Source organism: Shewanella sp. TC10 (assembly GCF_009663145.1).
Lineage (GTDB): Bacteria > Pseudomonadota > Gammaproteobacteria > Enterobacterales > Shewanellaceae > Shewanella.
On the sequence record NZ_VKHR01000094.1, the window covers coordinates 1 to 11,717 of the forward strand.

Annotated in this window: 10 protein-coding genes and 1 pseudogene; 1 reads left to right on the forward strand and 10 read right to left on the reverse strand. The window is 42.2% G+C overall.

The features are described from left to right. Positions 1-169: 169 nt before the first annotated feature. Positions 170-910 (reverse strand): annotated as a pseudogene (locus FNZ24_RS20790) (DmsE family decaheme c-type cytochrome); the annotation flags it as partial. A 224-nt stretch (positions 911-1,134) separates the two neighbouring features. On the opposite strand from FNZ24_RS20790, the gene FNZ24_RS20795 reads away from it, so the two are divergent. Then, positions 1,135-2,073 carry a helix-turn-helix domain-containing protein gene (locus tag FNZ24_RS20795; protein ID WP_153916702.1) on the forward strand — a complete coding sequence of 313 codons (939 nt, stop codon included), beginning with the start codon at positions 1,135-1,137 and terminating at the stop codon, positions 2,071-2,073. A 101-nt stretch (positions 2,074-2,174) separates the two neighbouring features. Here FNZ24_RS20795 and envZ read toward each other — a convergent pair whose 3' ends face one another. The 9 genes from envZ to FNZ24_RS20840 all read right to left on the reverse strand — a co-directional run. Further along, complete coding sequence (gene envZ / locus FNZ24_RS20800; protein ID WP_153916703.1) at positions 2,175-3,497, reverse strand: two-component system sensor histidine kinase EnvZ; 1,323 nt, start codon at positions 3,495-3,497, stop codon at positions 2,175-2,177. 42 nt (positions 3,498-3,539) lie between these two features. Beyond that, entirely contained in the window at positions 3,540-4,265 is a 726-nt protein-coding gene (ompR, locus tag FNZ24_RS20805; RefSeq protein WP_153916704.1) for a two-component system response regulator OmpR, read from the reverse strand. 196 nt (positions 4,266-4,461) lie between these two features. Next, the gene (locus FNZ24_RS20810) at positions 4,462-5,247 is read right to left on the reverse strand and encodes a hypothetical protein (protein WP_153916705.1); all 786 of its coding nucleotides are present in this window, start codon (positions 5,245-5,247) and stop codon (positions 4,462-4,464) included. A 167-nt stretch (positions 5,248-5,414) separates the two neighbouring features. Further along, on the reverse strand, positions 5,415-5,894 hold the full coding sequence (greB, locus tag FNZ24_RS20815; RefSeq protein WP_153916706.1) for a transcription elongation factor GreB: 480 nt from the start codon (positions 5,892-5,894) through the stop codon (positions 5,415-5,417). An 86-nt stretch (positions 5,895-5,980) separates the two neighbouring features. After that, a complete protein-coding gene (locus FNZ24_RS20820; protein WP_153916707.1) occupies positions 5,981-6,460 on the reverse strand; it encodes a hypothetical protein in 480 nt (159 codons plus the stop codon). An 86-nt stretch (positions 6,461-6,546) separates the two neighbouring features. Continuing rightward, a complete protein-coding gene (locus FNZ24_RS20825; protein ID WP_153916708.1) occupies positions 6,547-7,248 on the reverse strand; it encodes a TorD/DmsD family molecular chaperone in 702 nt (233 codons plus the stop codon). A gap of 50 nt (positions 7,249-7,298) precedes the next feature. After that, positions 7,299-7,979 carry a DMSO/selenate family reductase complex B subunit gene (locus FNZ24_RS20830; RefSeq protein WP_153916709.1) on the reverse strand — a complete coding sequence of 227 codons (681 nt, stop codon included), beginning with the start codon at positions 7,977-7,979 and terminating at the stop codon, positions 7,299-7,301. Positions 7,980-7,991: 12 nt separating this feature from the next. Further along, a complete protein-coding gene (locus FNZ24_RS20835) occupies positions 7,992-10,505 on the reverse strand; it encodes a DMSO/selenate family reductase complex A subunit (protein ID WP_153916710.1) in 2,514 nt (837 codons plus the stop codon). A gap of 46 nt (positions 10,506-10,551) precedes the next feature. Further along, positions 10,552-11,717 (reverse strand): MtrB/PioB family decaheme-associated outer membrane protein (locus FNZ24_RS20840; RefSeq protein WP_153916711.1); only part of this gene is annotated, 1,166 nt, incomplete at its 5' end.

Genomic DNA, 11,717 nt, shown 5'->3' on the forward strand with positions numbered 1-11,717 from the left:
CTAACATATAGAGTACATTCCTTAACTTCCCCCCAAAGGAAAAATGATGACTCGTTATACCCTTGCCGCGACGTGTATCGCTTTAGCATTATCAACTAGTGCCAATGCAACCACTGTTGAAGAAGAACTGAAAGCATTAAAAGAGCGCATTGAACAGCTAGAAGCTCATAGTGACACAGTTTTCAGTGACAGGTGCATGCTCCCATAACATTGGGCCGCGTTTTTCAGCGTGACAGCTATAACAAGTGTCATTAACCGTTGGTTTATTTAGGGCGCTTTCAGACATTGAACCGTGTGGAGAGTGACAGTCGATACAGGTCATCTGGTCCCACTTCATTGGGTGAGCAGAGCGCTTGTTCATGTCAGCTTTTTCGCGGGTGTGACAGCTAGTACAGGTGTCATTGACGGTGAGCTTRTCTAATGCGGGATCTTTAGCKGCRTGTACCACGTGACAATCAGCACAAGCAATCTCTTCCAGATTATGGGTGCTGCTGTGCCATGCCATTTGCTCTGGGTCGTTATGGCAACCTTGGCAAACGGTGTTTTGGGTAGGGGCATCCAATTTGCTGTTTTTGCCAAATTGAATCATTGGCTCTTTGCCACCACGGTTGTGGTTGCCTTGAGGGCCATGACATGCTTCACATTGAAGGCCGGCCATTGGCGAATCTTTGCTGGTTAAGTCGCCATGAGCACCTTTGAAAATGTCAGCGACACCTTCAGTGCGTTGGTGACACATTAAGCAGCTGTCTGCTCCTTTAGGGGAATACTTACCTTCAGCGAACTTCTCAACCAGTTTTTGAGAAACTTCTTCACCTGTCATGTCATCCCATGGCGCTGCATAGTTCAACCTGGGAAGAAAAAAAACGACTATAAATATTGATATTGATATTGATATTATATTCCGCTTCATGAAATACCCTTAATTAGAATTGTATTTAACGGTTTTTATAGATGGAGTTATAATAGTGTTGTTGAAATTGTTTTTTATGAAAAAATATTGTTCATTTGTGACAAAGGTGAGAGTGATCAATGTTTAGTTTAACAGTTGCAATAAAATAGATTTTTAATTAACTTTTATCGCGTTAATTTAATAAAATCGTCTAAACGAGTTTATGGGTAAATATGTGAATAATTATGATCTATAAAGTAAGGCCAGCATCGTCAGTTAAAATGGTTTTGGCTAGTTGTGATGCAAATAAATTCTCTTTGCCAGAGTGTTTTAATAGATTTAAGTGTTTAGGTGATAAAGAATTAATCAGTATGAAATCAGGAAATGAATTATTAGATTTCATTGAGAATAATACTGATAACCCCTATTTCTTTTTAGATTTCTCTGAGGGCTTAATCGATAATTGGTTACGTATTATCGGGAAAGATTTCGAAACATGTGCTAGTCAAGCTGAAATTCTTTTTAGATATTTTCAAATATATACCCATCGATTAGCAAACTATGATTGGAGACTGGTCGAAGAATCAGATAGCTTAATGTTAATAGCTAATCGAGGTTTGGAGTTTGTCAGTTCAAAATTTGACGATTTGATATTATACGGATCACTAATTAGTGTAATGAAAAATAGGGGATTTTATGGTTCTGTTGAGGCTGGCTTACCATTTGGTAGAGAGTACTATGGTCGCAACCTAGCACTTTTTGAAAATGTCACTTTTGATAAAAAGCATTTGTATATAAAAGTAAATAAGTCACAGGGGGAAGTTGATTTTATTAATAAAATTCAACGTGAACCTAGTATCATAACTGAATATGAACAAGTAATTGCAGCGACTAATATGATTGATGTTTCAGTGTTGTCTTTAGAATCATTATCATTCGTATTAGGAATGTCATCAAGGCAGTTACAAAGAACATTAAAAGCAAAAGATTTGTATGTGAAAGACATAATTAGGGATGCACGATTCAGAAGGGCAGTTAATATATTGGAGCGTAATCAAGGTGATTTAAAAAGAACATATTTAGAATGCGGGTTTAAACATCAGTCTCAATTATCTCATCTATTCAACAAAGCATCAGGATTATCTCCGTTGGAATATACTAGAAAGCATTTTAAACATATTTAATAGTTTATTAATATTCATTATTTATATAAATATGCAATATTAAGTCGATTTTAAAATAGTCTACTAGTTACATAAAGTATATATGCATATTTATATCGGGGTTAATTGTTTTCGATTGGCAACCATACTTGTGCTCGTAGCCCACCTTCTGGACGATTACTTAATTCAATTTTACCGTGGTGGCGGTCAATAATCCGTTTCACTATGGCTAAACCAAGACCTGAACCGACTGAGCCACGGGCGCTATCGCCTTGGGTAAAAGGTTGGAATAACTCATCAATTTTAGCTTCATTAATACCAGGGCCGTTATCTTCAACGATAAAGCTGACATATTTAGGTTTATGTTTTGAACTGATTTTTATCCAGCCGCCGCCATATCTAAAGCCGTTTTCAACTAAATTACTCAATACCCGCTTAATGGCCACACTTTGAAATGGTACTAAGGGGCATTCTTGTAAATCCAGTTCAATTTCACCGTCACGGTTGACTTCTTGTTGGCTAATTTCTTGGATTAAACGATTGATTTGATTAGGCTCGCGTACGCTCTCTTGGTCATGGCGAACATAGGCAATAAATTGCTTAATAATGTCATCCATATCTTCAATATCATTGATGATCCCTTCTTGAAGATACTTATCTTCATCGACCATCATTTCAGATGCGAGACGAATACGGGTGAGCGGGGTGCGAAGATCGTGAGAAATACCTGCCATCAATAAGGCGCGGTCTTGCTCAAGTTGCTTCATGCTATGGGACATTTGGTTGAATGCATGGGTTACTTCGACAATTTCAGAAGAACCACTTAATGGCAAAGGCTTAGGAAACTCGCCTTTAGACACAGTAACAGCTGCGCGTTGTAACCGTTTAAGTGGCCTATTTAGCCTGCGAGCAAACCACCAACCACCGGCAACACTCAATGCACCGATCACCAACAAGTATAAAGTGAGTGGCGATAAGTCGTTTTCGTTTAACCCTGTAAGCGGAACTTTAATCCATAATGTGGGCGCTTGGGGTGGTCTGATCCATACTTGTAGCTGGGTGCCTTGAGAAAACCGTACTTCGGCCTCACCACCTAGATATTCAGACATTTGCTCAGACAGAAAACCATAGTATGTGGCGCTATCAAGCCCCGATGCAATGGCATCTTGCTGATTATAGATTTTCATTTCATCGTGACGCACTTTAGCATTGAGTGCATCGACAATGGTGAGGTGTTCACGGCTAATTTCCACCCCATCGATGAACAGTAAATTAATCTGTCTGGCGATCAGTTGGTTAATTTGTTCATAGCTGGGTTTAATGAAGTAAACCGTGACGGATAAATAAGATACCAGTTGATTAATGAGCAGCAAACTACCAATGAGCAGTACGGTTTGGCTGAAAGAATTGCGTGGCAGAAAACGCTGCCACCATTTCAGTTTGATTGCTTTTGGTTGGCTAATTGCTTTGGACTGGCTGATAAGATCTTAACCTCGAGCTGTGCCATCAGGCACGAACACATAACCTAGACCCCATACCGTTTGGATATAACGAGGGTTAGCTGCATCGACCTCAATTAAGCGACGTAGACGAGATACTTGCACATCTATAGAGCGTTCTAATGCCGAATAGTCACGTCCTCTGGCAAGATTCATTAACTTGTCTCGTGATAATGGCTCTCTTGGGTGAGAAACCAATACCTTTAATACCGCAAATTCACCCGAGGTGAGGGCAATACTTTTATCTTCATGGAACATTTCACGAGTCGCAAGGTTTAATGAGAAATCACCAAAACTGATGACTTCTTCTTGCTGAGCGGGTGCACCTGGTACTTCAGCTGTTTGACGACGCATAACTGCTTTAATCCGAGCTAATAATTCACGAGGATTAAACGGTTTCGGCAAATAGTCATCAGCGCCGAGTTCAAGGCCAATAATACGGTCAACTTCATCGCCTTTGGCGGTGAGCATGACAATTGGAATTGGATTTTCTTGTTGACGTAAGCGACGACAAATCGATAAACCGTCTTCGCCTGGCAGCATTAAGTCTAATACCAGTAAATGAAAGTTTTCGCGCTCTAATAAGCGATCCATTTGTTCAGCATTGGCTGCACTGCGAACTTGATAACCTTGCTCAAGTAAGTAGCGCTCCAATAATGATCTGAGTCGCATGTCATCATCGACAACGAGAATTTTAGATGTTTCCTGGCCCATGAAATATCCTTTTGTCTAAATTTCGGCGCTAAATACAGTTATTAAGCTAAATATAGCGACTTTAATAGAGTGCAAACAAGAGGTGTAACAGTAGTTTATGCTTTAACTGGGGTAATATGACGAACTTATTCAATTAAGTCTATGAAATTAAGTGAATTTAATGAGTTTGGTAGGATTATTAGAAATTGTAACTAAATCAGTTTTTTCGCATTAGTTTTGAAAAAGTGTCAATCACTCCATCTTCGTCGTTATCCAGCAGAAATATTAACTGGTCATTGTGAAGTTTGACATTAAACGCTGCTGAGGCAATTTCTCCATAGCGGCTGAAACCTGTTTGGTTATTGTCATCAAATTGCGCTTGAAAATAAACTTCGTCCGATTCAGCTTGATGTTGATATTGTCCCCACTCCATGCCCGTTAATTCGTCGTTATGTTCAAAGTTAATTTGCAGTTGCACGTACAAGCCATTATCGAGCATCAATACTGCATACAAATCATCAAATTCTTGGCTGTACCAGTACCCTTCAATGTTCCGTGAGCGCAGCTGTTCATATTCAACAATATTATCAATAGAGTTATCACCCAAACGATCCATATTTAATTGTAACCGCGAAGCATCATTATTAAGGTAAACATGACTGCGGTTTCGCTCAGTGAGTAGGGTAATAAACCCTTTTGAAGGATTGTTACTGAAAGTAGGGTTAAAAGAAATGGACAGCGGCATATTGGTAAACGCTGTAGTATCAGATAATGCGAAACTGCCCCATTCTGCGAAGCTATTGCTGGGATTTTTTAAATCTAAACCAATTTGTAGGTAGCTTTGATCTTCATTAATTTGCAGGAGTTCGATATGACCTGCTTGCTGACTTAACCAATTGCCAATGATGTGCGCAGGCAGATGGCTACTGGGCATCGCCTTGAAACTTGTCATCAAAAAAGCAGCTACAACAACTAACATCAACCAGAAGACTCTACTGCACATAAAAGTTCCTTTTTTATGTTATCTACTCGAGACAAGGTAAACAAAAATAGGATCTCAAGTTTAGTAAAGAACTTTCATAGGGCAAGAAATTGTAGATTAAATCGCCATAAAGTTGACGTTTAAGCAACGAATGTTCTTTTATAGGGCAGGTGACAAGTTTTTAGTACCTACAAAGCAGTATAGGAAATTTTATTGATATACCAGTCTTGTGGGCCTGTTGGTGTAGGAACGACGGCATCGTCGTCGACTTCTTTTTTCAGCAATGCGCGCGCCATGGGCGCATCAATAGAGATATAACCTTTAGCATCGCCGTAAATCTCATCGGGACCTACGATGCGAAATTGTAAAATATCACCGGCATCGTTTTCGATTTCAACCCAAGCGCCAAAAAAGATTTTGCCTTCTTGCTCGGCGGCGTATTCGACCACTTTTAGATTTTCGATACGTTTTCTTAGAAAGCGGACTCGGCCATCAATTTGACGTAATAAGCGTTTATTTTCTTTGTAGTCAGCATTTTCTGAGCGATCGCCAAGGCTCGCTGCCCAAGTCACTTTTTTGGTGATCTCAGGACGGTATTCTCGCCATAAATAATTCAATTCAGTTTTTAGCTTAGTCATCCCTTCAGGGGTGATGAGATTGGTCTTCACTTAGGTTTCTACTCAATGCTGATAATGGTGTGGAGCTTAAGAGAGAAATTACCTAAAACCAGTGCAGTTGTCGATGACTATGCAGCTTAACTGCCCATATTTCGACTTTGTTTGCGGCGTTGCTGACGCAATTGCGACAGTTGATTCATGGCGGAAATGACTTTTTGGCTTTGATTACACAGCGCAGCTTGTCTCGCATCGTAACTTTGAGACGATTCAGCAAGTTCTTCAGCTTGTTTTAGGCACTGTTTGGCGTAATGCTCGGTAATTTGCAAGATGAGTGCTTCACCTTGACCGAGATCGCTGGTGTTTATTTCTTTGACGAATAGCAATAAAAAACAATCGAATAATGCGCTAAATACATCAGCATTATCAAATTCTGATGCTAAACAGGCTTGGCGCCGTGATTCATCAATGAGTGCAGCAACTAAATTGGCTGTGGTGGTGGCGTTGGTGGCTCCAGCAAAAAGGCTGTTTACGTAGGGGTCTTGCTGCCAAAATGATACCAATTGATGCGACCAATCGGCCTTATTCCATTGTTCGCCTACGGCATGTATCACTGACATATCAACTCCTACGAAAACAACTTAATTAACCAGAAACTCTTTTACTATAAATGATGGTTAATGAGTATCAAACTAACTCAACTCACTTATCTGAATAACTTTCTTGGCATTGGTAATACTTTAAAAGCATCAGCAAGCTCAGCTAAGTAATCATTGGCCAACAGTGAAATACCGACATAGAAATCGGTTTCAGCATTGATTTTTGCTAGCTCTAAACAGCGACCAGCCCATGGCAACATGTGTTGTTGCAATAGTACTTGGATAAACTGAGTTAACTGCTGTACATCGGTGTCAGAGTCAACATTGGTATCAGAGTCAACATCAGTGGCGGTTTGTAACTTGCCAAAACTTGAGTCTAGAACACTGAAGAATAATCCCAAGTGATCCACAGGTTGTGGCATTTCTAGCTCGAAGTTAACCCCGTGCTGCTTATAAAAATCAATTAACGCTATGGTTGATGCATCGAAATGCACTTGATCTTCACCTAAGTAAGCAGAACCTTGTGGGATAGCTTTAGGCTCACCAGGACCAAAGAAAAGCTGACCGTAATCGACTTTTAAATCCAGTAACTGTTCAGCTTCATTCCAATGATTCAGATAGGTTGTTAGAGCGTCACGTCCTTGTTGATTATCACGACGACCTGCAAAAGTTGGCCAAGTCGCGGCGACGTCATTTTCTATCATGCTGTTTACTAACTCAGCTTCTGGATAATGACAAAATAGGTTATGCAAAATACGCGCAATGGCTTGGTATTCGCTTAACGTTTCAACTGACTGTTCAATACTCATTTAACTTTTCCTCAAAAAGGGCAGTAGTGAATCACCACTGCCAGATCTGATTATACTTCGTTCGGGTTCAAGATGTTGCCTGCACCGCTACCTGCTGGTTGACCATTACGATTCGCTTTAATGATCAAGTTAGGGGTAGTGATTGATGGGTTAGGTAATGGCGCAATATGTCCGTCACCTGTGCCATATTTCTTCTGAATGTTTTCAGTAGTATCAAAGTCTAGTGCACGTAATGGGCATGACTCAACACACACAGGCTTACGGCCTTCAGCTAAACGGTCATAACAACCATCACACTTGGTCATCACTTTGCGTTCTTGATCCAATTGTGGCGCATCGTATGGACAAGCACGTGAACAGCTTTCACAAGCGATACACAAGTCTTCTGCCACGTGCACTAAACCATCTTCACGACGTTTGTGCATTGCACCTGTTGGACAAGCTTTAACACAAACTGGCTCACTACAGTGGTTACAACCTACAGACATGTAGTAAGCAAATACATCTTGCTCAAACGTGCCTGATGCAGGATCTACAGCCCATGTTCCGCCGCCGTATTCATATACACGACGCCAGTTCACGCCGTTTAAGCTTGGTACACCGTTTTCAACTGGCTTAGTTGCATTACGGATTTGTTCGCCTTGTCTGTCTTTACAAGAGATATGGCAGGCTTTACAGCCAGTACATTTAGTCGTATCGACATAAAAACTATATTGGATAGCATCGCTCATTGTAGCGCTCCCTTATAAAACTTTACGAATTTGAACACGGTTAGTGTGTTGTGGATTACCTTTAGCCACTGGGCTAGGCATGTATTTGGTCAGCGAGTTAATTGCGCCGCCAATATCAACCACTTTACCTGTTGAGCCTGTACGGCCGTCTGGATCTGCTAAGAACCAAGCGCCTTGACCTAGGGCTACAACACCCGGTACAACACGTGGGGTGATACGTACAACTACTTCGATAGAACCACGGTCGTTATACATTTCAACAGTGTCGCCAGAAGCTACGCCGTATTCCTGTGCATCAATCGCGTTTATCCATACTGCATCTTCAACGGCTTCACGTAACCAAGGTACATTGTGGTAGCTAGAGTGAGTACGACCTTTAGTGTGATAACCCGCTAATTGCAGTGGGTAATTTTCTTTAGTGTCTTCATCTTCGTAGCCGTCCCAAGTCACTGTGTATTGTGGGATTGCAGTGATTGTGTCGCCTTTAACTTTGTTTTGTTCCCAGTTCGCTGCGCGCCATGCCAGCTCAGCTGAATGGATTTCAATTTTTCCTGAAGGTGTTGCAAGTGCATCACCACCATTCACAAAGCCTTGTAGTGCAACGTTGCGGTTTTCCATGTTCTTACGGAAGAAACCAATTTCTTGTGCTTCTTTGTAAGTGGCTGGGAACGCAGGGCTTACACCTAAGTTTTTGCTGTTGTCGCGAGTTTGTTGGTATAACTCTTCTAACCATTCATCTTCAGTTTTACCTTCAGTGAATGCTGCGCCAACGCCCATAGCTTCAGCAATCATGGCTGATACTTGGTACATAGACTTACAGTCCCAGATTGGGTCTACAGCTGCTTTCATTGCTGTGATGTAACCCATTGCGCCAGAAGCGTATGAATCATCAACTAAGTCGTTTGACTCTAACCATGAAGTGTCTGGAATGATGATATCGGCGAATTTAGCGCCTGGAGTCATCCAGCAATCACACGATACGATTAGCTCAACGCCGCTTTCATCTTTTAAGATTTCAGCTGTGCCGTTAATGTCAGCATGCTGGTTTAATAGCGAGCTATCAGAAGCTGAGATGATCACCTTGATGTTAGTGCCAAGTGGCGTGTCTAGATCATCAGTACCTGTAATACCATGGGTACGTGCTGTCATGGTTTCGCCGTGGTGAATCGCTTCAGACCAAGTAAAGAAGGAGATTTTTTCTTTAATTGGGTTGGTGCCTGTTGGGATAGAAGCACGGTACATGTTAGTCATGTTTGGCAATTCACCATTTGATGAACCTTCACGACCTAACTTACCTGCTAATACACCTAGCATGTAAATAGCACGAACGGTTTGTTCGCCGTTTGCTTGGCGGTTAACACCCGCGCCAGCGATGATGTATGGCTTTTGTGATGCCATTAAGTCATCAGCTACTTGCTGGATGTTGGTTTCTGAAATACCGGTGATTTTAGCTGCCCATTCCGGCGTACGCGCTTCGCGATCTGAGAACTTACCTTGGCCCATGATGTAATCATGGTAGTTTTCTTCAGGGTTCATTGCTGCAGCGTATTCAATTTTCTTTGCATCGCCACTGGCTTCAAACTCAGCGATTTGAGCTTCAATAGAAGCTGCGTCATAACCAACACTGTGTTGATTGATGAAACCGATAGAGTTGGCATCAACCCAGCCTGAACTGATCATTAGGTAAGCGATAGCTTCAGCTAAAGCAGCATCAGTACCTGGACGAATTGGTAACCAAGAAGATTCTTTACCTGCCATTGAGTCAGTGTAACGTGGGTCAATCATGGTTACTTTTAGGCCATTAGCGCGTTGCAATGCTTGTAAGTAATCGTAACCTTCACCAGAACCCGATTGACGGATTTCGCTTGGGTTGTAAGCAAAGCCTAATAAGAAGTCACTGCTTTCAAGGGTTACAGTTGCAGAACCAGAAGTACTGCCAGTCCCGAAGGTGTGCTTAGCCGCTTCAGTTTGTTGTGCCCAAGAGTAGTTACCGAAGTATTGTAAGCAACCGCCAACTAAGTTAAATAAGCGGTTGAAACAACCATTTGATGCGAAACCATAGTAAGCACCAGAACCGTAACTTCTGAAAATAGCTTTGTTGCCATGTTCAGCAATCACGGAAGTCAGTTTGCCACCGATAGTGTTAGCAGCTTCTTCCCAAGTGATAGGGACAAATTTACCTTCGCCACGCTCACCAACACGTTTCATTGGTGATTTTAAACGATCTAATGCGTAAGTACGTTGACGTAATGAGCGACCACGAGCACAAGCTCGAACTTGGTGCATACCGTATACGTCTTCAACTTCATGGTCAGTTTCTACGCGGGTAATCATCCCGTCGCGGCTGTAAACTTTAACTGGGCAGTTTGAGCCACAGTTAACTAAACAAGCAGACCAAGTTAGTGTTTCATCAACAGGTGGTTGCGGCTCTACTGGCTCAGCATCTTTTGAACTGGTGTTACAACCAGTGACTGTAGCAGCACAACCTAAAGCAGCACTCATTTTTAAGAAACTTCTGCGTTCCATTATTATTTCCTCTTACTAAAATAAATTCAGCACGTTTGTAAAACGACTACAGCACATAGCTGAAATTCAGCATGATTTGATGGGCGTTATAATTGTGATTAAGCTCGCCCAGGGTAACCATGCCTGGCACTTCATCAGGGGTCATTTGAGCGTCATCGGTGTCGTAATAGCGTTCGTAGCGGTAAGTCAGCTTCAATGCCATGTCATCACTCAAGGCATAGTTAGCGTAAAGACTCGCGCTATGGTTATAGGAGTAGTAGTCGCCGTATGGGCTGGTACCCTCAGCAGTCATATAAGTGTCACTGCTTGAATTACTGAATAGGTAGTCGGCGCCAAGGGTGAGCTTGTCTTCCATTAGGCCGCCGTAGCTTACGCCTGCCCCTAGGTTGATAAACTCATCTTCGATATCCGCGTACCAATCAGGGTCGCTGTAGCTTTGGCTGCCAGCTTGAGCTGAGTTAATCCACTGCTGACCTGCAAAACCGTAAGCAGAGAACTGCTTGGTGAGTTGCATATTGAGATTGATGTCGTAGCTGTAATCTTCTGACTCAGTTAAGCCAATGACGGTATCGTCGTAATCGTCGTAATCGTCTTTGGCATAACGACCTGTAAAGTCGATGCTTAACCAATCCAGCGGGGTGTGACTGACGCGCAGTTCAACTTCATTGCGCTCTCTATCTGCTAAGTAGTACTTGCGCATAAGCGAGTTGTCTTCACTTGAAGTCAGCTCTGTGGCTTGATACTCAGAGCCACCGCGATTGCTGTGAGCGGCTTTCATATCAATGGTGAAGTTGTCGATAGCGCGAATAGACAGTTTTGCCCATAAGCTATCTTCGTTGGTTTCTTCACGGTCGCTGTAGGTGCGTTCGATGTCTTTGCGGTCATAACCTGCTTGTAAGCGGTAACCACTAGCAATACGGTAGCTGGCATTGAGTTTAAAGGTTGAGCGCTCAACGTCTGTGGCAACATTTTCTTTGAAGGTGCCGCTGACACTATCGAAGTTGTATTGCTGGAATTCATACACAGAGCTGTTGTTTTCGCGGTTGCTGTAATCAAGACTACCGCCAACACGTAAACGGTTGCTGAGCATTGAAGTGATGCGGATATTGGCATCTGTGGTGTCGACTTCGCCATCCCAGTTCTGGATTGGGTTGCCAGCCACTTGAATTAAATCATCATCCTGTATCATACGACCGACAATGAAACGACCTG

Coding starts and splice junctions, on each gene's coding strand:
- ompR (WP_153916704.1), bottom strand. CDS start 4,265: ATGGGCCAGGAAACATCTAAAATTCTCGTTGTCGATGATGACATGCGA.
- FNZ24_RS20830 (WP_153916709.1), bottom strand. CDS start 7,979: ATGAGCGATGCTATCCAATATAGTTTTTATGTCGATACGACTAAATGT.
- FNZ24_RS20820 (WP_153916707.1), bottom strand. CDS start 6,460: ATGTCAGTGATACATGCCGTAGGCGAACAATGGAATAAGGCCGATTGG.
- FNZ24_RS20835 (WP_153916710.1), bottom strand. CDS start 10,505: ATGGAACGCAGAAGTTTCTTAAAAATGAGTGCTGCTTTAGGTTGTGCT.
- FNZ24_RS20810 (WP_153916705.1), bottom strand. CDS start 5,247: ATGTGCAGTAGAGTCTTCTGGTTGATGTTAGTTGTTGTAGCTGCTTTT.
- FNZ24_RS20795 (WP_153916702.1), top strand. CDS start 1,135: ATGATCTATAAAGTAAGGCCAGCATCGTCAGTTAAAATGGTTTTGGCT.
- FNZ24_RS20825 (WP_153916708.1), bottom strand. CDS start 7,248: ATGAGTATTGAACAGTCAGTTGAAACGTTAAGCGAATACCAAGCCATT.